At 66.1% G+C, this 21,862-nt stretch carries 19 protein-coding genes; 5 read left to right on the top strand and 14 right to left on the bottom strand.

Annotation, left to right across the window (positions count from 1 at the left end; genetic code table 11):
• Positions 1–948, bottom strand: coding sequence for a LipP1 family hormone-sensitive lipase (gene lipP1, locus ABIB95_RS25765; RefSeq protein ID WP_354243207.1), 948 nt, complete (start codon positions 946–948; stop codon positions 1–3).
• Between the two features lie 204 nt (positions 949–1,152).
• Here lipP1 and ABIB95_RS25770 point away from each other — a divergent pair, with 204 nt between their 5' ends.
• A complete protein-coding gene (locus tag ABIB95_RS25770) occupies positions 1,153–2,196 on the top strand; it encodes a DUF2155 domain-containing protein (RefSeq protein WP_354131265.1) in 1,044 nt (347 codons plus the stop codon).
• A gap of 13 nt (positions 2,197–2,209) precedes the next feature.
• Here the strand turns inward: ABIB95_RS25770 and aat are convergent, their stop codons facing one another.
• The 10 genes from aat to ABIB95_RS25820 all read right to left on the bottom strand — a co-directional run bounded on the left by aat (position 2,210) and on the right by ABIB95_RS25820 (position 12,059).
• Positions 2,210–2,890, bottom strand: coding sequence for a leucyl/phenylalanyl-tRNA--protein transferase (gene aat / locus ABIB95_RS25775; protein ID WP_354243210.1), 681 nt, complete (start codon positions 2,888–2,890; stop codon positions 2,210–2,212).
• A gap of 47 nt (positions 2,891–2,937) precedes the next feature.
• Positions 2,938–4,041, bottom strand: coding sequence for a sensor histidine kinase (locus ABIB95_RS25780; RefSeq protein ID WP_354243213.1), 1,104 nt, complete (start codon positions 4,039–4,041; stop codon positions 2,938–2,940).
• Entirely contained in the window at positions 4,038–4,478 is a 441-nt protein-coding gene (locus tag ABIB95_RS25785) for a response regulator (protein WP_135213475.1), read from the bottom strand. The genes ABIB95_RS25780 and ABIB95_RS25785 overlap by 4 nt, the downstream gene beginning before the upstream one ends.
• Positions 4,475–5,992, bottom strand: a complete 1,518-nt coding sequence (locus ABIB95_RS25790; protein ID WP_354243217.1) for a sensor histidine kinase — start codon at positions 5,990–5,992, stop codon at positions 4,475–4,477. Before ABIB95_RS25790 ends, ABIB95_RS25785 begins: the two co-directional genes overlap by 4 nt.
• A gap of 100 nt (positions 5,993–6,092) precedes the next feature.
• The gene (accC, locus tag ABIB95_RS25795) at positions 6,093–7,448 is read right to left on the bottom strand and encodes an acetyl-CoA carboxylase biotin carboxylase subunit (protein ID WP_354243220.1); all 1,356 of its coding nucleotides are present in this window, start codon (positions 7,446–7,448) and stop codon (positions 6,093–6,095) included.
• Between the two features lie 59 nt (positions 7,449–7,507).
• Complete coding sequence (gene accB, locus ABIB95_RS25800; protein WP_085401096.1) at positions 7,508–7,996, bottom strand: acetyl-CoA carboxylase biotin carboxyl carrier protein; 489 nt, start codon at positions 7,994–7,996, stop codon at positions 7,508–7,510.
• Between the two features lie 35 nt (positions 7,997–8,031).
• Entirely contained in the window at positions 8,032–8,499 is a 468-nt protein-coding gene (aroQ, locus tag ABIB95_RS25805; protein WP_014495592.1) for a type II 3-dehydroquinate dehydratase, read from the bottom strand.
• A 258-nt stretch (positions 8,500–8,757) separates the two neighbouring features.
• Entirely contained in the window at positions 8,758–9,552 is a 795-nt protein-coding gene (locus tag ABIB95_RS25810; RefSeq protein ID WP_063983551.1) for a DUF1236 domain-containing protein, read from the bottom strand.
• Positions 9,553–9,789: 237 nt separating this feature from the next.
• Entirely contained in the window at positions 9,790–10,557 is a 768-nt protein-coding gene (locus ABIB95_RS25815) for a DsbA family protein (protein ID WP_085401094.1), read from the bottom strand.
• Positions 10,558–10,655: 98 nt separating this feature from the next.
• Positions 10,656–12,059 (bottom strand): M48 family metalloprotease, encoded by a 1,404-nt coding sequence (locus ABIB95_RS25820; protein WP_354243223.1) that lies wholly within the window; start codon positions 12,057–12,059, stop codon positions 10,656–10,658.
• 177 nt (positions 12,060–12,236) lie between these two features.
• On the opposite strand from ABIB95_RS25820, the gene ABIB95_RS25825 reads away from it, so the two are divergent.
• The 3 genes from ABIB95_RS25825 (at position 12,237) to ABIB95_RS25835 (ending at position 15,506) form a co-directional block, all read left to right on the top strand.
• The gene (locus tag ABIB95_RS25825; protein WP_354243226.1) at positions 12,237–13,424 is read left to right on the top strand and encodes a pyridoxal phosphate-dependent aminotransferase; all 1,188 of its coding nucleotides are present in this window, start codon (positions 12,237–12,239) and stop codon (positions 13,422–13,424) included.
• Between the two features lie 106 nt (positions 13,425–13,530).
• Positions 13,531–14,088, top strand: a complete 558-nt coding sequence (locus tag ABIB95_RS25830; RefSeq protein ID WP_063983547.1) for a biotin transporter BioY — start codon at positions 13,531–13,533, stop codon at positions 14,086–14,088.
• 83 nt (positions 14,089–14,171) lie between these two features.
• Positions 14,172–15,506 (top strand): dicarboxylate/amino acid:cation symporter, encoded by a 1,335-nt coding sequence (locus ABIB95_RS25835; RefSeq protein ID WP_283018748.1) that lies wholly within the window; start codon positions 14,172–14,174, stop codon positions 15,504–15,506.
• 35 nt (positions 15,507–15,541) lie between these two features.
• Here the strand turns inward: ABIB95_RS25835 and ABIB95_RS25840 are convergent, their stop codons facing one another.
• On the bottom strand, positions 15,542–16,426 hold the full coding sequence (locus ABIB95_RS25840; protein WP_354243229.1) for an SDR family oxidoreductase: 885 nt from the start codon (positions 16,424–16,426) through the stop codon (positions 15,542–15,544).
• A 91-nt stretch (positions 16,427–16,517) separates the two neighbouring features.
• On the opposite strand from ABIB95_RS25840, the gene ABIB95_RS25845 reads away from it, so the two are divergent.
• Positions 16,518–17,354 carry a helix-turn-helix transcriptional regulator gene (locus ABIB95_RS25845; protein WP_354243232.1) on the top strand — a complete coding sequence of 279 codons (837 nt, stop codon included), beginning with the start codon at positions 16,518–16,520 and terminating at the stop codon, positions 17,352–17,354.
• Between the two features lie 61 nt (positions 17,355–17,415).
• Here ABIB95_RS25845 and ABIB95_RS25850 read toward each other — a convergent pair whose 3' ends face one another.
• Both ABIB95_RS25850 and ABIB95_RS25855 read right to left on the bottom strand, forming a co-directional pair.
• Positions 17,416–18,648 (bottom strand): NAD(P)/FAD-dependent oxidoreductase, encoded by a 1,233-nt coding sequence (locus ABIB95_RS25850; protein WP_354243234.1) that lies wholly within the window; start codon positions 18,646–18,648, stop codon positions 17,416–17,418.
• 66 nt (positions 18,649–18,714) lie between these two features.
• Positions 18,715–21,828, bottom strand: a complete 3,114-nt coding sequence (locus tag ABIB95_RS25855) for an Rne/Rng family ribonuclease (RefSeq protein ID WP_502917873.1) — start codon at positions 21,826–21,828, stop codon at positions 18,715–18,717.
• Positions 21,829–21,862 lie beyond the last annotated feature (34 nt).

Here is a 21,862-nt window from a genome sequence, read left to right on the forward strand (position 1 = left end):
TCAGCCCAGCTCCTTCAACCAGGCGCCGATCTCGCGCACCGCGACATTGGCCTGCGGCAGCAGCTTGCCCATCGTGAAGAAGCCGTGGAATTGGCCGGGATAGTGCTTGTACGCGACGGGCACGCCGGCCTGCCTGAGGCGCTCGGCATAGTCGTCGCCTTCGTCGCGCAGGGGATCGGCGCCGGCCGTGAGCACATAGGCCGGCGGCAGACCGGCAAGGCTTCTCGCGCGCGCCGGCGAGGCACGCCAGTCCTGGATGTCGGCGGTGCCGTTGAGATAGTGATCGCGGAACCAGCGGATCACCGAATGCGTCAGCAGCACGCTGGTCTCGGGCTCGCGGTGGGAGCCGTGCGTCATGGCGAAATCGGTCGCAGGGTAGATCAGGACCTGGCCCGCGATCTCTGGACCATTGCCGTCGCGTGCGGTGAGTGCGACCACGGCGGCGAGATTGCCGCCGGCGCTGTCGCCGCCGATCGAAAGGCGCGAGGCATCGATGCCGAGCTCGCGCGCATTCGCGGCAATCCATTTCGTGGCGGCGATCGCGTCATCGGCGGCGGCGGGAAACTTGTGCTCGGGCGCGAGGCGGTAATCGACCGCGATCACGATCAGCGCGCCTGAAACGGCGAGCTGGCGGCAGACGACGTCGTGGGAGTCGAGATCGCCGATCACCCAGCCGCCGCCATGGAAGAACACCAGCGCCGGCGACAGGCCGTTCTGAAGGCGTGGCTGCTTCGGGACGTAGATGCGGGCGGGGATTTCGCCGTGCGGCGCCGGGATCGCCAGCGCCGCGACGCGCGCCAGTTCTGGCGGCTCGGGGTTGGTGGCAAAGCGGGCCTGCGCGTAATAGGCGCGGGCTTCCGGTGCCGTCAGCGTCTCGTAGGCGGGGCGGCCGGCCTCCTGGAAGGCCTTGTAGACAGCGGCGGCATCGGGATCGAGCACGACGGGCATGGGAGCGACCTTGAGCTTTCTGTTGTCGTTGGACGTCGTTTCCGGGGGCGCTGCCCGCCTCGGCCCCGGGGAGGGACCGGTCAACTATCCCATCCGGTCGCCGGTCTGGCCAGCCGGCGGCGGGCAGGGCAGGGATGCCGCCCTTCCCCCGCCGTATTCGCCGTGTTAACCGGGTGGCCTGCGAGCGGCGGTATCCCCTGTAGAATGTCCAGCAAGCCCGATTCGCTGTTGAAGCCGCGCGAGAAGATGGTTCGAACCTTTACCCTGACAGGTCTTGCGGCGCTTCTGGCCGCCACCGCATTGACGGTTGCGACGCCCGCGCAGGCGCAGATCGGCACGATCTTCTCCGACCCGCCGCCGCGGCCGCCGGGTTCGATTCCGCGTGGTCAGCCGCAGCCTCAGATCCCCGATGACGATGAAGAGGTCCCCGAGCTGCCGCCGCAGGGCCGCGTGCTGCCATCGCGCCCGATGGCGCCGCCGCCGGGCCGGCAAGGTAACGTGATGCCGGGGCCGGTCGAATCCCAGCCCCTGGCGCCGCCGCCGGGCTCAACCGTCGCTCCGCCAAACCAGCCGCCGTCCGTGGCGGTCGCTCCGCCCAATCCGCAAGCCGCCCCGGGTGCGCCCGGTCAGCGCCAGCCCCAGCAGAAGGGCGGGCCGGGCGGCACTGTCCCGCAGACCCCGGCGAGCCTCCAGCCGGGCGACGAGGTCGTGACCGAGCCGCCCGCCCAGAAGATCGTGAACAAGAAGGCGACCTTCTCCGGCCTCGACAAGATCACCGGTCGCATCATCAATTTCGACGAGGACATCGGCGAGACCGTCCAGTTCGGCGCGCTGCGGGTCAAGACCGACGCCTGCTATACCCGGCCGGCGACGGAAGCCACCAATACCGATGCGTTCGTCGAGGTCGACGAGATCACCTTGCAGGGCGAGGTGAAGCGCATCTTCTCGGGCTGGATGTATGCGGCAAGCCCCGGCCTGCACGGTGTCGAGCATCCGATCTACGACATCTGGCTCACCGACTGCAAAGAGCCGCAGCAGACCATTGCGACCGCGGCGCCCGATCCGACCGCGGCAAAGCCGGCGGCTCCGCCGCCCGCGCAGAAGAAGGCGGCGCCACCCAAGCAGGCCGTGCAGCAGCGCCCGCCGCAGCCCTTGCCGCCGATCCAGCAGCAGCAGCCGGCGCCGCCACCCCCGCCGCCGCCGGAGCAGCGGCCGGGCCTGTTCGGTATCCCCGGGTTCGGGCGCTAGGCCCCATCACCGATCATGGACGGGAGGCGATGATATCGAGCGCGCGTGCGCCCGGGATCGCGTCACCGGCTGACAGCCTCAGGAAATCACCGGGCTCGCCGGCGAGCGCCTTGTCGAGCAGCGCGGTGTAGCGCCGCCGCGAAATCTCGACCGCGCCAAAACTCTTCAAATGCTCGGTGACGTATTGCGTGTCGAGCAGCTCGAAGCCGCCATGGATCAGCCGCGCGACCAGGTGCACCAGCGCGACCTTCGAGGCATCGCGCGCGGTGTGAAACATGCTCTCGCCGAAGAAGGCGCGTCCCAGGCTGACGCCGTAGAGCCCGCCGACGAGGTCGTCGCCCTGCCAGGCCTCGACGCTGTGGCAATGGCCGAGCTCGTAGAGGCCGCCATAGAGGTCGCGGATGCGCTTGTTGATCCAGGTGTCCTCGCGCCCCGCCTGCGGCGCGGCGCAGCCGGCGATCGTTGCCTTGAACGCGGTATTGACGGTGACGCGAAAGGCGTCCGTACGGACGGTGCGCGCGAGCCGCGAGGCCACGCGAAATCCCTCGAGCGGGATCACGCCGCGCAATTCCGGCTCGACCCAGAACAAGGTCGGATCGTCGGCGCTCTCGGCCATCGGAAAGATGCCGCAGGCATAGGCGCGCAACAGCACGGCCGGCGTGATTTCAGACGAAGCGGAGTCGCGCGAAGTCATGGCGCAACAATAGCAGGATCGTGGAGGTGTTGCGAAGGGGGCGAGGGTCAGCCTGCGGCGGCGTTGTTGGTCTTGTCGGGGGCCGCGGGCGTGCGGCGGAACCTCAGCATGACGCGAGTTCCGGAATGGGCGGGGTCGCGCTCGACGGTGGCGTCGAGCTTGGTGGCCATCGCCGCGACGATGCGCTGGCCCATGCCGGTCGAGCGCGGATCCGCCTTGACCTTGTCGCCGACGCCGTCGTCGGTGATCGCCAGCAGCAGATCCTCGCCCTGCGAGGTCAGCTCGACATGGATGGGGCCGGCGCCGTCGGGATAGGCGTATTTCACCGCGTTCATCACCAGCTCGTTGACGATGATGCCGACGGCGACGGCGCGGTCCGGATCGATCTCGATCGGCTCGGCCTTCACCGTCAGGCGCGACATCCGGTTGCCTTCGGCCGAGCGCCTGAGATCCTCGAGCAGTGAATCCAGATACTGGTTCAGCACCACGCTCTTCAGGTCCTGCGAGGTGTAGAGCCGGCGGTGCACCTGCGCGACCGCGGCGACGCGGCCCATCGCGTTGGTCAGCGCCGCCTTGACCTCTTCCTGGCCTGCGGAGTTCGCTTGGAGATGCAGCAGCGAAGCGATGATCTGGAGCGAGTTGCCGACGCGGTGATTGACCTCGCGCAGCAGCAGTTCGCGTTCGGCGGCGAGCGCGGCGTAGCGGTCGCGCGACGCGTGGATCTCGGCTTCGGCTTCCTCGCGCGCCTTCTGCAATTCGGCCTGGCGCAGCGCGCCGTCGGCGGCGACGTGGAGCAGGGGGATGAAGTCGCCCTTGACGTCCTTGACGAGATAATCGGCCGCGCCCGCCTTCAGCGCGGTGACCGCGATGCTGGAATCCTGCGATGCCGTGACGAACACCACGGGCGGCGCATTAGGGATCGCCATGATCTGCTCGAGCGTCTCCAGCCCGTCGAGGCCGGGCATGTACTGATCGAGCGCCACGACGTCGATGCAGCCGTCGGTCTCCGCGCGGCGGATACGCTCCAGGCCTTCCTCGCCGCTTGCGGCATGAATGACCTTGTAGCCGCGCCGCGTCAGGCCGCGCTCGACCAGGCGGGCCAGCGCCGCGTCGTCGTCGATGTAGAGCAGTGTAGGCGGGTGCTGGTTCATGAGGCGGCGGGCGGGACCTGGATGACCGAGAAGAACAGGCCGAGCTGCCGGATGGCATTGGCGAAATTCTCGTAGTTCACGGGCTTGGTGATGTAGACGTTGCAGCCGAGCTCGTAGCAGCGCTTGATTTCCTGGCTGTCGTCGGTGGTGGTCAGCACCACCACGGGCGAGGCCTTCAGGTACTTGTTCTCCTTGATCTGCTTCAGGATGTCGATCCCGGTCATGTCGGGGAGGTTGAGATCGAGCAGGATCAGGAGCGCATTGCCCTTCTGCACGAGCCCGCTGCCGTCGGCGCCGAACAGGTGCTTCACTGCGTCCGTGCCGTTGGCGAAGGGAATGATCTCGTTGTTGACGCCGGATCGGCGGATGTTGCGCTCGATCAGCCGGGCGTGGCCCTCGTCGTCCTCGATCATGATGATGGTGACGGGTTGAGTCATTGGTCGGCGTTCCGGTTGCTTGTGTTCCAGGTGATGGGGAGCGTGATGGTGAAGGTGCTGCCGGTATTCAGTTCCGATGATACCGACATGGTACCGCCGAGGCGGCGCACAAGTGCACGCACATGCGCAAGACCGATGCCCTGACCAGGCTTGTCCTGGGTTCCCGCCCGGCGAAACAGGTCGAAAATCCGCTGGTGATCTTTCGGATCGATCCCGCGGCCGTTATCGCTGATCTCGAAGATAGCGTAGCCAAGCTTGGTGCGCCCGCGGATTCTGATCTCGCCGGGGGCGCCGGCCTTGAGATATTTGATGGCGTTGTCGATCAGATTGGAGAAGATCTGCTCCAGCGCAAGGCGGTCGCTGACGAGATCCGGCAGCGGCGCGACATGAATCTCGGCCTGCGCTTCGGCGGACTGATGCGCCAGCGTCGAGACGATGGCTTCGATCAGCTCGCGGGTGTCGATCTTCTCGGGCACGAATTCGCGCCGGCCCTCGCGGGTGAGGTTGAGGATCGCCGAGATCAGGCGGTCCATCTTGGCGATCGACGACTTGATGAAGCCGAGCGCTTCGGAAAAATCCGTTGAAAGCTGCTTGTCGGGGCCTTCGAGCGTGACCTCGCCGTCAGCTAGCGGCGGGCCATCGGCCGGGACATGGGTAAGGCTGCCGATACGGCGGAAAATGTCGCCGCTGAGCTCTTCGAGTTCGCTGGTGAAGCCCATGATGTTGACGAGTGGCGAGCGAAGATCGTGACTGACGATATAGGCAAAGCGCTGAATCTCGTTGTTGGCCTCGCGCAGGTCTGCCGTGCGTTCGTCGACCACGGTCTCGAGGTTGGCGTAGGCGTCGCGCAGGCGCGTCTCGGCCTCGTCGCGGGCCAGCACCGAGCGCCGCACCAGCCAGATCGAGATCAGGGTCAGCAGCACCACGAGGCCCGAACCGATGCCGGTCATCGAGGCCGCCAGCGTCTGGCTGCGGTCGGAATTGGCCGATCGGAGCCGGAACAGACGCTCCTCCTCCTGGATCATGGAGACGGCGACTTTGCTGATCTCGGCCGTGGTGTCGGTGGAGGCGGCCTCGCGGACTTGCGCTATGGCCTTGTCCGGCCGATTCTGGCCGATGAAGTCCAGCTCCTGCTTGAATTGCCCCAGCCGGATTTCGATAGCCGCGCTCAGCTTCTCGATGTTGCCGCGTTGGTCCGGATTATCGCGGGTCAGGCGCGTGAGCTTGTCGAGGGCAGGTATGATCGCTCCCACGGCTCTCTCATGGTCGGCCTTGAAATCCGCCCCTTGGGTCAGGAGATAGCCGCGGGCGGCGCTCTCGGCACGCCGGATTTCCAGCAGCAGGGCGTTGATCTGATTCTCCGCCTCGATGGTGTGGATCACCCATTTGCTATCGTCTCTGGCCTTGTTGACCAGGTAGACGGAGCCGGCGCTGATCACGGTCAACACCAGAAGACCCGCCGAGAACAGCAGGATCTGCCACATGGAGCGCCGTCGTTGCGCTTCAGTCGTCACGACGGTCTCGCTTCGTCACGTCAACGGAACTCAAAAGGCCCCCTCGGAACTGTCCCCGTCCAGAACGCGATGGGGGCCAAAGGGTTCCATGGAGAGAGGGTCACCCCGCGGCCGGTTCCTTACCCGCGAGGTACTGTTCCAGCCAGTGGATGTGATAGTCGCCGTTGATGATGTCGTCCTGGCGCACCAGGTCGCGGAACAGCGGCAGCGTCGTCTCGATGCCCTCGACCACCATCTCGTCCAGCGCCCGGCGCAGCCGCATCAGGCATTCGGCGCGGGTCTTGCCGTGGACGATGAGCTTGCCGACGAGCGAGTCGTAATAGGGCGGGATGGTGTAGCCCTGATAGACCGCGGAATCGATGCGCACGCCGAGGCCGCCGGGCTGGTGATATTGCGTGATGCGGCCTGGCGAGGGACGGAAGCTCTGCGGGTTCTCGGCGTTGATGCGGCACTCGATCGCATGGCCGATGATCTGAATCTCGCTTTGCTTGGCCGGCAGATCGCCGCCGGCAGCGATGCGGATCTGCTCCAGCACGAGGTCGATGTCGGTGATGCTCTCGGTGACGGGATGCTCGACCTGGATGCGGGTGTTCATCTCGATGAAGTAGAACTCGCCGTCCTCGAACAGGAATTCGATGGTGCCGACGCCGAGATATTTCATCTCGCGCATCGCCTTGGCGCAGGTCTCGCCGATCTTGGCGCGTGCAGCGGCGGCAAGGACGGGCGAGGGACCTTCCTCCCAGACCTTCTGGTGGCGGCGCTGCAGCGAGCAATCGCGCTCGCCGAGATGGATCGCGCCGCCGCGGCCGTCACCGAGGATCTGGATCTCGATGTGACGCGGCTTCTGGAGGTATTTTTCGAGATAGACGGACGCGTCACCGAAGGCGGACTTGGCCTCGTTGGCTGCCGTCGACAGCGCCACCTGGAGGTCGGCCTCGCTCTGCGCGACCTTCATGCCTCGGCCGCCGCCGCCGGCGGCTGCCTTGACCAGCACGGGGAAGCCGATCTTCCTGGCGATCGCCATCGCGTCGTCCTCGGGGCCGACCGCGCCGTCCGAGCCGGGCACCACGGGAATGCCGAGTTTCCTGGCCGTCTTCTTGGCCTCGATCTTGTCGCCCATCAGGCGGATGTGCTCGGCCTTGGGGCCGATGAAATGCAGATTGTGCTCGCCAAGGATTTCGGCGAAGCGCGCGTTCTCGGAGAGGAAGCCGTAGCCGGGATGCACGGCATCCGCGCCGGTGATCTCGCAGGCCGCGAGCAGCGCGGGCACGTTGAGATAGCTGTCCTTGGACGGCGGCGGCCCGATGCAGACGCTCTCGTCCGACAGGCGCACATGCATGGCGTCGGCGTCGGCGGTGGAGTGCACGGCGACGGTCGCGATCCCGAGCTCCTTGCAGGCGCGCAGGATGCGAAGGGCGATCTCGCCGCGATTGGCTATGAGGATCTTGTCGAACATGGTGTCCTTAAGGGACTGGCGCGCGGGAGGCGGCTAGGGCGGCTGACCGCCCACGACCATTACTCAATGATGACGAGCGGCTCGCCGTACTCGACCGGCTGGCCGTCTTCGACCAGAATCTGCGTCACCGTGCCGGCGCGCGGCGAGGGGATCTGGTTCATGGTCTTCATGGCTTCGATGATCAGCAGCGTCTGGCCGACCGAGACCTTGCTGCCGACCTCGATGAACGGCTTGGCGCCGGGCTCCGGCGCCCAATAGGCGGTGCCGACCATCGGCGAGATCACCGCGCCCGGATGCTTCGACAGGTCGGCCGCGGCTGGCGCGGCGGCAGCCGCGGCTGCCGGCAGGATGGCGGGAGCGGCCGCCATCTGCATCGGCATGGTCGCGGCGACGCTGATGTTGCGGGCGACGCGCAGGCGAAGGCCGGCCCGTTCGATCTCGATCTCGGTGAGGCTGGTCTCATCGAGCAGAAGTGCGAGCTCGCGGACGAGCGCGGAATCCTCGCTGGAAAACTTTACGGCTGCTTTGTCGTCTGGCTGGCGCGCCATGTTCTGATCCGAATGTTCTGTGTGAAGAGGGAGCGTCAGGCTTTGGGCTTGATGCCGAGCTTGGCGGCAAGGCCCTGGATCGCGAGGCGGTAGCCCTCGATGCCGAAACCGCAGAGCGAGGCGAAGGCCGCGCGCGCGGTGTAGGAATGGTGACGGAAGCTCTCGCGGGCGTGGATGTTGGTCACGTGCACTTCGACGGTCGGGATCTGCACCGCGAGCAGCGCGTCGTGCAGCGCGATCGAGGTGTGCGAATAGCCGCCGGCATTGATGATGATGCCCTTCATCTTGCGGGCGTGCGCCTCGTGGACGAAGTCGATCAACTCGCCTTCGCGGTTCGACTGCCGGCAGTCGGCCTTGAGGCCGTACGCCGCCGCCGCTTCGCGGCACAGCGTTTCGACGTCGGCCAGCGTCGCATGGCCATACTTCTCGGGCTCGCGCGTCCCCAACATGTTGAGGTTCGGCCCGTTGAGAACGAGGATCGTGTCGGTTGCTGGTTCGGCCATTCCAATCCCGCAAGAGGTGCTTCGGCGTGGCGGGGGTTATAGGTAACAAAGCGCCCTAGGGGAAGCCTTGAAGGACCTCCCAGGGGGCTTCAAACAGCTCATCCGGGGTGCAAAAACCTGTGCGGAAGTTACGGAAATTGCTTGTTAACCAGTTCTAATCGTGGCTGCCGGGCGGGATAGGCAGGGGAGGCCGCCCAATAGGCCAAAAGCCCCTGCCGATCTCTCGGCAAGGGCTTATCGGGCCGTCAGCCAAGCGGCTTAGCCTTCGATGATGTACACGATCTCGCGCGTCTGCGGACGGACGATGATGTACTGTCCGCGGACGTAGATCACGTCATAGCCGCGCCACTCCGGATAGATTTCCACGATCCGGGGCGGCAGCGGATGGAAGCGAACGGACGCCGGGATCGCGGCGCCGACCGAGATGTTGAAGTTGACGTTGGTGGTCTCTTCGATCTTGGTCGACTTGATCGCCGTTGAGATCTCGGTCCGCTTCTCGGCAGGCGGTGCCGCAGCGGTCGCCGGCGCGGCGCCGGTCGTGGTCTGAGACTTGGTGTCGGCAGCCTTGCTGTCCGCGCCCTTGGTCTGGGCGTTCATGTTGCCGCTCTTGGTGTCAGTCTCGGTGCTCTTGGACTTGTCCATCTGGGACTTGTCCATCGTGCTCTTGGACTTGTCCTGCGCGCCCTGGGCGTGCTCACCCTTCGTCGCGCCGGCCTTCTCGTCAGCCGCGTTCTTGTTCATCGTGCCGGATTTTTCCATCCCGCCTGACTTTTCCATCGCGCCGGATTTCTCCGTCGCGCCAGACGACTTCTCCTCGGCTGCTCCGCCGGGCTTCATGGCGCCGCCAGCCTGGCCGACGGTGCCCCTCTCGGGAGCGGCTTCCTTGCCCATCGCGCCACGTTCAGCTGCGCCGCCGGCGGGTTGCGAATGTTGCGTCGGCTGCGCGCCGGCCCCGCCACCGCTATCGCGGTTCATGGTGCCCTGTGCGTTCGCCAGTCCGGTGCCCGCCACGAGCGCGAGTGCGGCAACCGAGATCATAAAGCGGTTAGACATCAAATTTCTCCTCACGTGTTTCTTTGCGTCATTGCCCGCGCCACCAACGAAAGGAGATTTGAGTTGTTCCGGAACATCGGCGGTTCCGGGGTATTTGTTTCTTAAACGCGAGATGAATGCGCGCGCCGGATTCGCGCCCGAATTCGCGCAGAGCTGCAGTCAACGAAAAAGGCCGGCTGTTCAGCCGGCCTCGTCGCATGCGCATTTTGTGAAATGCGAGATCAGCAGGTCGCCTTGTTAGCAAGTCGCCTTGCCGCAACGGGCAACGCCGATCTTTTCCTTCAGGCCTTCGAGGCCGACGGCGCCGATCACGATCTGCTTGCCGATCACGTAGCTCGGCGTGCCGTTCATGCCCATCGCTTCGGCGAGCTTGAAATTCTCCTCGATGGTGGCGCGCACCTCGGGGCTGCCGATGTCCTTCTCGATCTTCGCGGTGTCGAGGCCGGCTTCCTTGGCCGCCTGCAGCGCACGCGCCTTGTCGGCGGCGCCACGGCCGCCGAGCAGCTTCTGGTGGAAGTCGAGATACTTCTTGCCGGTGGGATCCTGCATGCGCACGGCGACCGCGACCTGCGCCGCTTCGACCGAGCCCTGGCTCAGCACCGGAAACTCCTTCAGCACGACCTTCAGCTTCGGATCGGCCTTCATGAGGTCGAGCATGTCGCCCATCGCGCGCTTGCAGTAGCCGCAATTGTAATCGAAGAACTCGACGAAGGTGACGTCGCCGTCCTTGTTGCCGAGCACGACCTGGCGCGGCGAGTTGAAGATCGCATCGGAGTTCTGCGCGATGCTGGCTTCGTGCTTCTGCGTTTCGGCCGCGGCCTGGCGCTTGGTGAGCTCGGTCATCGCTTCCTCGAGCACCTCGGGATGGGTGACGAGATAATTCTTGATGATCGCCTCGATGTCGGTGCGCTGGGCATCGGAGAAGCTGTCGGCCGACGCGGGCGCGGCTGCGCCGAACATGGCGAGCGCGAACAGCGCGGGAGCAAGCAGGCGCAGCGAAGGCATAGGCAAATCCTCTTATCGAAAGCTGGTTTCGGAAAACGTCCCGGCGGACTTAAGCTCGGTGTCGTGACGTCGTGGTGTCAGGCGTCGTCTTGGTCGCGTTAGTTGCGCGGCGGCTTGGCCGCCACGATGTCGTCGGCCTTGACCCATCCGGGCGTGCCGACGGCGAAACGGGTTTTCGCGCGCGTGGCGAGCTCGCGGGCGGTCTTGTTATCGCCGCGCAGATAAGCGGCCTGCGCCGACGCCAGATCCGCCTCGGCATAGTCGCCCTTCCGGCCATAAGCCATCGCGAGCTGCATATAGCCGAGCGCAGCCTCCGGTTCCCGTGCCACCGCGGCCCGGAGAATCCGAACGGCATCATCGGTGTAGGCCTTATTATCCGATCCAACCAGAGCCTGCCCAAGTAACATCTCGATGAGGGGCGCGTTGTTGGACAGCTGCACCGCCTTGCGCAGGGCAGGGATCGCCTCGGCCGGCTTGCCGCCCTCCAGCAGTGCCTGGCCGCGCACCTCGTAGAAATACGGGTTGTTCGGCTGGACCTGGATCAGCGCGTCGATCTGGGCCAGGGCGCTGCGCAAATCGCCGTGCAGATAGGTGCTGATGGCGCGGGCATAGCGCGCCGGCATGCTGTCGTTCGTCTGGGGATAGCGGCGGTAGACCGTCTCCGGCCGCTCCATGAACGCGGAAATCTTGGCGCGCGCCATGTCGTGGCGGAGCTGGAGCGCGGGATCGTCCTTTTTGTCCCAATAGGGGCTGGAACTGGCGAATTCCTGAAGCGATGCGACACGCTCGGCGGGCATCGGATGCGACTGGAGATAGGGATCGGCGCCGCGGGACGCGAACAGGCTCTCGCTGGTGAAGCGCTTGAAGGTCTCGTACATGCCCTTCGGCGACTGCTGGGTCGCGGTCAGGAATTTCACGCCGGCGCGGTCGGCGTTCTCCTCCTGCTGGCGCTGATAGGACAGCAGCGTGCGGCGGATCATCTCCTGCGGTCCGGCGATGGCGGCAGCACCGGCATTGGCGAGCCCGTTATTGCCGGCGCTGTTGTTGCCGCGGGTGCTGCCCACGGCAATCGCGCCGGCCCCGAGCAGCATGGCGATGATCATCTGGGTCTGGGCGTTGGCGAGCTGTTCGCGCAGCTTGGACAAATGGCCGCCGGCCAGATGTCCGGTCTCGTGCGCGAGCACGCCGATGATCTGGTTCGGCGTCTCCGACTGCATGATCGCGCCGTAATTGACGAAGATGCGGCGGCCGTCCGCGACGAACGCGTTGAACGAGCCTTCGTTGATGATCACCATCTGGATGTTCTGCTTTTCCAGACCGGCAACGCGCAGGATCGGGCGCGTGTATTCGCGCAGCAGCTGCTCGGTCTCGGTGTCGCGCAGGATCGGCGGTCCCTTGGCCTGCGCATGCGCGGCCGGCATCGGCAACAGCGCGATCGCCGCGGCAGTGACGAGGGCGGTGAGGGCGGAGGCCTTCTTGCGCAATGCGATCTGGAGCAACATCAGGCGGTCTGGGTCAAACGGTCTTGATCAAGCAGTTTCGTGATTGGTTTTTGGCGATTGGCGGCGGACCGGATACGAGATATGCCCTTATGAGCCGTACAATGCGGCCAGTCTGGGGCGCAAGCGCCCCGTTTCCGGGACCGAACCGACCGGTTCGCCAGCGAATAGCAGAATTCGATGCACGATGCGACATTGAGGAACCGGGTGGGGCAGTGGCTCGAGCCCTCCCGCCGCAGCGATGTTCCCCCGTTCATGGTGATGGACGTGATGGCCGCCGCGGCCCGAATCGAGGCGGCAGGCGGCCATGTCATCCACATGGAGGTCGGCCAGCCCGCAACCGGCGCCCCACAGACCGCGATCGCGGCCGCCCATGCGGCGCTCGAGGCGGGGCGGATCGATTACACCTCCGCGCTCGGCATCCCCTCATTGCGCGAACGCATCGCGCGCCACTATCGGGATGCCTATGGCTGTGATGTCAGCCCCGAGCGGATCGTGGTGACGACAGGCTCCTCCGGCGGTTTCATCCTGGCCTTCCTGTCGATGTTCGCGCCCGGCGACCGCGTCGCCGTGACGGTGCCGGGCTATCCGCCCTACCGTCACATCCTCACCGCGCTTGGTTGCGAGCCGGTGCTGATCGAGACTGCCAATGACACGCGCCACGCGCTGACTGGCGAGGCGCTGCTGGCGGCGCATCGCAAGGCGCCGCTGAAGGGCGTGCTGGTCGGCAGCCCGGCCAATCCGACGGGGACGATGATGTCCCGCGAGGCGCTCGCCGGCCTGATCGCTGCGGCGGAAGACGCCGGCATCCGCTTCATCTCCGACGAGATCTATCACGGGCTCGACTACGCGTTTCCGGCGGCGACGGCGGCGGCGCTGTCGGAGCAGGCACTCGTGATCAACTCGTTCTCGAAATATTTTTGCATGACGGGCTGGCGCGTCGGCTGGATGGTCGTGCCCGAGATCCTGGTGCGGCCGATCGAGCGGCTGCAGCAGAACCTGTCGATCTCGGTGCCTTCGCTGTCGCAGATCGCGGCCGAAGCGGCCTTCGACGGCGCGGCCGAGATGGAGGAGATCAAGCACGGCTATCAGGAAAACCGGCGCATCCTGATCGAGGGATTGCCCAAGGCGGGCCTCAGCAAGTTCCTGCCTGCCGACGGCGCCTTCTATCTCTATGCCGACGTCTCGGACTTCACCTCGGACAGTTTCGAGTTTGCCAAGCAGATGCTGGAGCAGGCGCACGTTGCGGCCACGCCGGGTCTCGATTTCGATCCGATCCATGGTCGTTCGTTCATACGGCTCTCCTATGCGCGTTCGGCAGCGGAGATGCGGGAGGCAGTTGACCGGATCGCTCACTGGCTTAAATAGCCGCGAGTTTTCGACAGCCGTTTCGACACCAGCCCTGCGGAGTTCAACTTTGTCTGACCGTTCCCTCCCGTCCGTCGCCACGCCGCATTCTCCTCTCGCCGCATTGATGTGGCCGACCCGTCCGGGTGAAACCGTCGGCGCACTTCGCGCCGTCGTGCTGATTGCGCTCGGCACCGCCTTGATGGCGCTATCAGCCAAGGTGAATCTGCCACTGCCTTACGTGCCCATGACCCTGCAGACGCTGGTCGTGCTGATGATCGGCGCCGCCTATGGCTGGCGCCTTGGCAGCGCAACCATGATCGCCTACCTCGCCGAAGGCGCGATGGGGCTGCCGGTGTTCGCCGGCCCGGTCGGTGGAATTGCACCGCTGGTCGGCCCGACTGCCGGCTACCTGTATGGCTTCGTGCTGGCTGCCTTCATCACCGGCTGGCTGGCCGAGCGCGGCTGGGATCGCAACGTCGTGTTCCTGTTTGGAGCAATGGCGCTCGCCCATGTCGTCATCTTCATCGCCGGCTTCGGCTGGCTGGCCTACGTCATCGGCCTTGGCGCAACCAAGGCTTGGGCGGTCGGCGTCGCGCCGTTCATTGCGGCATCGGTGGTCAAGAACGCGCTGGGCGCCGCGCTGATGCCGGCGGCCCGCCGGATCGTCGATCGACGCGGGTAAAGCGCACCATTCCGAGCAGTTCCGATTGACAGAGCCGGCCAAGTTGATCTTGGCTGGCTCTGAGTTTGAGGGGGAGTGAAACAATGACGACGACAACGATGGCGGGGGCGCCGGTCGCGCCGGCCGCCGCCAAGCCTTGGTACAAGGTTCTCTACGTCCAGGTGCTGATCGCCATCGTGCTCGGCGCCTTGGTCGGCTGGCTGTGGCCGTCGCTCGCCACCAACGAGTGGATCAAGGCGATGGGCGATGGCTTCATCAAGCTGATCAAGATGGTGATTGCGCCGATCATCTTCTGCACCGTGGTCTCCGGCATCGCGCATATCCAGGACGCAAAGAAGGTCGGCCGCATCGGCGTCAAGGCGCTGGTCTATTTCGAGGTCGTCTCGACCTTCGCGCTGGTGATCGGACTCATCATCGGCAACCTGGTGAAGCCGGGTGCGGGCTTCGGCAGCGCCGCCGCCAACGCGCAGGCCGTCGCCAACTACGCCAAGCAGGCAGAGGGCCAGAGGTCGGTCGACTTCATCCTGCACATCATCCCCGACACCGTGGTCGGCGCCTTCGCGCAAGGCGAGATCCTGCAGGTGTTGCTGTTCTCGGTGCTGTTCGGCTTCGCCATCATGGGCCTCGGCGAGCGCGGCCATACCATCCGCAGCTTCATCGATGACGCCGCGCATGCGGTGTTCGGAGTCATCTCCATCGTGATGCGCGCGGCGCCGATCGGCGCCTTCGGCGCAATGGCCTACACCATCGGCAAGTTCGGCACCGGGGCGATCCTCAACCTGGTCGGCTTGATCGCGACGTTCTACGTCACCGCGGCGCTGTTCGTGTTCGTCGTGCTCGGAACCATCGCGCGCCTCGCCGGCTTCTCCATCTTCAAGTTCCTCGCCTACATCAAGGACGAGCTGCTGATCGTGCTCGGCACCTCGTCCTCGGAAAGCGCGCTGCCCTCCTTGATGGAGAAACTCGAGCGCCTCGGCTGCTCGAAGTCGGTGGTCGGCCTCGTGGTGCCCACGGGCTATTCGTTCAATCTCGACGGCACCAACATCTACATGACGCTGGCGACGCTGTTCATCGCGCAGGCGCTTGGCTTCGATCTCTCCTTCGGCCAGCAGCTCACCATCCTGGTGGTGGCGATGCTGACCTCGAAGGGTGCCTCCGGCATCACCGGCGCGGGCTTCATCACGCTGGCCGCGACGCTCGCCGTGGTCGATCCGCGCCTCGTGCCGGGCATGGCGATCGTGCTCGGAATCGACAAGTTCATGAGCGAGTGCCGCGCGCTGACCAACCTCTGTGGCAACGGCGTGGCCTGCGTGATCGTCGCCTGGTGGGAAGGTGAGCTCGACCGCGACAAGCTCAACGCCAACCTCGCCAGACAGATCGATCCGACCGACATGGAAACGGCCGTCACGACGGACTGATCTGCAAGCGGAATCTGACGGCGCGGGCGGCGCCGTCAGACCTCGAAATAATGGGGCTGGTCGAGATCGTCGATCAGCCCTTTTTCTTTCGGCGCCCAGCTGAGCGAAGCGCGCGTCTTGGCGCTTGAGGTCGGAACGTCGATGCCGGCGAACTGTGCGAACCAGCCGAAATGCGCGGCCGCTTCCTCAGGCGATTTGGACACGACGGGGACGCCGAGCCGTCGGCCGATCAACTCGGCAATCGCCTTGAACGGCACGCCTTCCTCGGCGATCGCATGATAGCGCCGCGCGGTCGCACCTTGCTCCAGCGCGAGACGATAGACGCGCGCGGCGTCGAGGCGGTGCGCGGCCGGCCAGCGGTTTTGGCCTTCACCGATATAGGCCGCGGCGCCTTTCTCCCGGGCGAGCGCGATCAGGCGCGGCACGAAGCCTTGATCGCCCTCGCCATGGGTCGTGGGCGGCAGCCGCACGATGCCGGTGCGGACGCCGCGCTCTGCGAGGTCTTCGGCGGTGGCTTCCGAGACGCGCGGAAAGTGGCGGGCCGCCGCATCGTCTTCGGTCGCGAGCCGTCCGGGCGCCAGCAGCGCCACACCGGAGGTGACGATGAGAGGGCGGTCGGAGCCTTTGAGTTCCTCACCGAGCGCGAGGATCGCGCGGCGGTCGAGCTCGCAATTGTCGGCGAATTTCGAGAAGTCGTGGTTGAAGCCGAGATGCAGCACACCGTCCGAAGCGGCGGCGCCGCCGCGTAAGGAGGCATGATCCTCTAGCGCCCCACGATGGACCTCGGCGCCCATCGCGGTGAGCGCTGCGGCGCCGGCATCGGAGCGGGCGAGGCCGAGCACGCTATGGCCGGCGGCCATCAGGTCTCGAACGACGGCGGAGCCGACGAAGCCGGTGGCACCGGTAACGAAAACACGCATGCGAATTCTCCTAGGGTTGGTGGAGAGAACCATCTGCGCTAGAGTTATCCGGGTAAAGTAGTGACGTTATCAGGGTATAATCGCTAACAGGATGAGCGAGAGCACTGCCGCCGAGAACCTGCTTGGGGCCTATCTCAAGGACCGTCGCACCCGGCTCGATGCAGCCGCGTTCGGCTTCTCCGGCAGCCGCAGGCGCACGCCGGGCCTGCGCCGGGAGGAGGTGGCCCAGCGCGCCAATATCAGCTCGACCTGGTACACCTGGCTGGAGCAGGGCCGCGGCGGGGCGCCGTCGGCCGATGTGCTCGACCGGATCGCGCGCGCGTTGATGCTGACCGATGTCGAGCGCGAGCACCTGTTCCTGATCGGCCTCGGCCGCCCGCCCGAGGTGCGCTACCAGGCGAGCGAAGGCGTCTCGCCGCGGCTGCAACGCGTGCTCGATGCGCTCTCATTCAGCCCGGCGCTGGTACGCACCGCGACCTGGGACGTCGTCGCCTGGAATCGCGCCGCAAGCGTAGTGCTGACCGACTACGGCGCGATCCCGCCGGGACAGCGCAACATCCTGCGCTTCATCTTCTGCGATCCGCGCGTGCGCGCCGCGCAATATGACTGGGACAGTGTGGCACGCTTCGTGGTGGCCGCATTCAGGGCAGACGCGGCGCGAGCAGGTGCAGTCTCGCATGTCGCCGATTTCGTCGACGAGCTCTGTCGGACAAGTCCGGAATTCGCGGCGCTCTGGCGCGACAATGACGTGCGCCATCATGGCGACGGCACCAAGCGGCTGCGGCATCCCGTTCACGGCACGATGTCGTTCGAATATTCGAGCTTCAATGTCGAGGGCCGCTCCGATCTCAGCATGATCGTCTACAATCCGGCGACGCCCGAAGATGCCGACCGCATCAGGAAGCTGCTGGCCGAGCGCGCCGACTGACGGAATTTGCCAGCTCGCGCATCTCAGTCGCGCTCGCGGTGCGCACTGCGGACGCCGACAGCTAAAAGCGCTCAGGCCGGTATGGCGTCGGATCGATCGCCGGCGTCTCGCCGCTCATGATCTCGGCGAGGAGGCGGCCGGTCGCGGGCCCGAGCGTAAAGCCCTGGTGGCCGTGGCCGAAATTCATCCAGAGACCGGGATGACGCGGAGCTTGCCCGAGCACCGGCAGCATGTCGGGTGTACAGGGGCGGGTGCCGAACCACGGGTCGGGCTCGACCCGCCTGCCGAGGTCGATCAGCTCTCGCGCGGAAGCTTCGGCACTGGCGAGCTGCACGGGCGTTGCGAGCGCGTCCATGCCGGTCAATTCCGCACCCGTGGTGATGCGGATGCCCTTCGCCATCGGACCCATGGCGTAGCCGCCGGCCTTGTCGACCAGCGGCAGATCGAGTGACGCGCCGCCACTGTAATGCATGTGGTAGCCGCGCTTGCGCACCAGCGGGATGCGGTATCCGAATTTGTGCAGGAGATTGGGCGACCAGGGCCCGAGCGTCACGACGGCGGCCGCGGCGTCGATGGCTCCCTGGTCCGTGTCGACCGACCAGCCGGTCGCGGTCTGCCGCAAGGTCTGGGCATCGCCGAGCACGATGGTGCCGCCGAGGCGCTCGAACAGCTCGGCATAGGCCGTGACCAGTGCGCCGGGATCGGACACGGTCCAGGTGTCGAGCCAATGGATCGCACCGGGCAGATCGTCGCGCAGGATCGGTTCGGCCTTGGCGAGCTCGGCCCCCGAGAGCGCGCGAAACCTCACGCCGAATTCGCGCTGGTCTTGTTCCGCCGCCTTGACGGCGAGATCGAAGGACGATGCGTCGCGATGCAGATGCCGGTAGCCCGCGCGGCGGATCAGATTGTCGGCATGGGCTTCGCGAATGAGAATGTCGTGCTCCGCCGTCGCGTAGGCGATCAGCCGCGCCCAGGCGTCGATCGCCTCGCGATGCCGCTTCGGCGCCGAATGCCACCAGTAGCGGAGCAGGGGCTCGATATGGAGATGAAGCGACGACAGGCTGTAGCGCACGTCATTGGTGCGGCCGGTCGCGATCTTCAGGAGCGAAGCGAGGTCGCGCGGCATCGGATAGGGACGCACGGCTTCGGCCTGGATCATCCCGGCATTGCCGTAGCTGGTCTCGCGGCCCGGCTCCCTGCGGTCGACGAGCGTGACCGACCAGCCGCGCTGCCGGAGGTGCAGCGCCGCGCTCACGCCGATCATGCCGCCGCCGAGAACAATTGCGCTTTGCATCGAAACTGACCTCGCTAAATCAAAACCGCCCGGTTTGGCCGGGCGGTTTCAACTGCTTTGTTCGCTCTACTCGCCGCCGCCGAACCGGCGAGACCACCAGCCAGCGCGACGCGGGGCGGCCGGGGTTTCGGTTGCCGCCTCCGGCGTGGGTTCAGCGGCTGGTGCGGGCGGGGCAACCGGCTCAGGCGCTGCCGCAACCGGTGTTGCCGGCTCGCTCGCGCTGCTCGACAGGAAGCTCACCTTTTCCCGGACCGTGGAGCGGCGACGCGCAGCCTTGTCGTCGGCCGGCTCTTCGTCCGCGGCGGCAGGAGCGGGAGCGGGCTCAGGTTGGGCCGGCGCCTCAATCTGCACCTCGGCGCGCGGCTCGGGCTGGCTGACCTCAGGCTCGGCGGTAGTGTGTTCGGCCTGCGCGATCGAGGGCGCAGCCTCGCCGCCAAAGCTGTCGAAATCGGCGACGGCGTCGGTCGCTTCCGACGGCGCATTGGCTGCGAGCTCGTCGCCGATGGAGCCAGCGAGACCTTCCTCGTTGCCACCGCGACGGCGACGTCCACCGCGACGACCACGCCGGCGGCGGCGATCGCCGTTGCCCTGCTGCTCGCTGCGGGCCGCCTGGTCCTCGCCTTCCTCGCCGTCCTGTTCGGATTCGGAATCCTCTTCACCTTCGCTGGCCGCCACGGCCGCTTCGGACGACGCCGGAGCGCCATCCTCGCGCAACTCGCCGTCGCGCGGGGCACCGCGGCCGCGCCGACGCCGGCGGCGCTTGCGGCGCTGGCCATCCTGGTCGGAAGCCGCTTCGCCGCCAGCCTGCTCCTCGGCGAGGCCTTCGGTTTCTTCGGTCTCGACCTCGGATTCCAGCTCCGGATCGAATTCCTCGTCGTCATAGACTTCTTCGACTATGGGCGGCGGGCTTGCGGCGGCCTGTGCCGCCAGCAGCGCCTTCGCGGCTTCCAGCGTATGCACCTGCTCGCCGCGGTCGATGAGATAGGCCTGCGGTCCGCTGACGCTGGGGTCGGCGATGACGGCCAGCGTGACCTTGAAGCCGTTCTCGAGGTCGCGCAGATGGCCGCGCTTGTGGTTCAGCACATAGAGCGCGACGTCGGTGCGGGTGCGGACCACGAGATTGTGGGTCGCGCCCTTCATCAGGATCTCTTCGAGGCCGCGCAGCAGCTGGAGCGCAACCGAGGAAACCGAGCGGACATGGCCGGTGCCGCCGCAATGCGGGCAGGGATCGGTCGAGCTCTCCAGCACGCTGGCGCGGATGCGCTGGCGCGACATTTCCAGCAGGCCGAAATGCGAGATCCGGCCGACCTGGATGCGCGCGCGGTCCTGCCGCAGGCAATCGGACAGCTTGCGCTCGACCGCGCGGTTGTTGCGCTTCTCGTCCATGTCGATGAAGTCGATGACGATCAGGCCGGCGAGGTCGCGCAGGCGAAGCTGGCGGGCTACCTCTTCGGCCGCTTCCAGATTGGTCTTGAGCGCAGTGTCCTCGATATGGTGCTCGCGGGTCGACCGTCCGGAGTTGACGTCGATCGAGACCAGCGCCTCGGTCTGGTTGATCACGATGTAGCCGCCGGAGCGCAACTGCACGGTCGGCGAGAACATCGCGTCCAGCTGGCTCTCGACGCCCATGCGCGAGAACAGCGGCTGGCCGTCGCGATACTGCTTCACCGCGCTGACATTGGCGGGCATCAGCATCTTCATGAAATCGCGCGCTTCGCGGTAGCCGGACTCACCGGCAACCGAGATCTCGTCGATCTCCTTGTTGTAGAGGTCGCGCAGCGAGCGCTTGATCAGCGAGCCTTCCTCGTAGACCAGGGTCGGGGCCTGCGACTTCAGCGTCAGGTCGCGCACCGTCTCCCACATCCGGATCAAATATTCGAAGTCGCGCTTGATCTCGGGCTTGGTACGGGCGGCGCCGGCGGTGCGCAGGATGATGCCCATGCCCTCGGGCACGTCGAGATCCTGCACAACTTCCTTCAGGCGGGAACGATCCTGGGCGCTGGTGATCTTGCGGCTGATGCCGCCGCCGCGCGCGGTGTTCGGCATCAACACGGCATAGCGGCCGGCGAGCGAGAGGTAGGTGGTCAGCGCTGCGCCCTTGTTGCCGCGCTCTTCCTTGACGACCTGCACCAGCATCACCTGGCGGCGCTTGATGACTTCCTGGATCTTGTACTGGCGGCGCGGGCGGAAGGTGCGCTCCGGCACTTCCTCCATCACGTCGTCGCCGCCGACGGATTCGACGTGTTCCTCTTCGGCTTCCTCGCCGTCCTCGTCCTCGTCGTCTTCCTCCTCGGACTCCTGATGGCGAGCATCAGTGCTTTCGCCGGCAGCGTAGACCGCGTCGGCCGGTTCGGCGGAGGCGGTCACGGCTTCGGCGAGAGCCTCGGCATGGGCCTCGGATGCGATAGCCTCCTGCGGTTCGGCAGCGGTCTCGGTCGCGACCACGAGCTCGGCGCCGAAGGCTGCGACAGGCGCGGGCGTCTCGTCGGCATGATCATGGTCGTGATGATCGTGCTCGTCATGACCATGGTCGTCATGACCGTGGGCGTGATGGTGATCGTCATCATTGGCATGATGATGGTCGTGACCATGTCCTTCGTGGTCATGATCGTGATGATCATGGTCGCCATGATCGTGGTCGTGGTGGTCGTGGCCTTCGTGCTCGCCGCGATGTTCCGCATCGGCGTGCAGATGCTCGCCCTCGTGCGACGCACCCTCGGTGTGCAGGGCGTCGCTCTCGACCGGCTGGGCCGCTGGATCGGCGCCGGCCTCGAGGCCCTCAACGATGTCGCTGCGGACGCGTTCGCCTTGACTGCGGCGGCGGGAATTGCGGTGGCGCGACCGGCGGCGGCCGTGGGAGCGGTTCTCGCTCTCTTCCTCGGCTTCGCGATGGGCCTGTTCCTCGGCCTCGATCAGCGCCTGCCGGTCGGCGACCGGGATCTGGTAGTAATCGGGATGGATTTCGCTGAAGGCGAGGAAGCCGTGGCGGTTGCCGCCATATTCGACAAAGGCGGCCTGGAGCGAGGGCTCCACCCGGGTGACCTTGGCGAGGTAGATATTCCCGCGCAGTTGCTTGCGTTGCGCGGTCTCGAAATCAAACTCTTCGACGCGATTGCCGCGGACCACGACGACCCGGGTCTCCTCCGGGTGGGTGGCATCGATCAACATCTTGTTGGGCATGTCTTAACTCTTGGCGGCGGCGGGCGCGATTCAC

This window comes from Bradyrhizobium sp. LA2.1, assembly GCF_040547725.1.
Lineage (GTDB): Bacteria > Pseudomonadota > Alphaproteobacteria > Rhizobiales > Xanthobacteraceae > Bradyrhizobium > Bradyrhizobium barranii.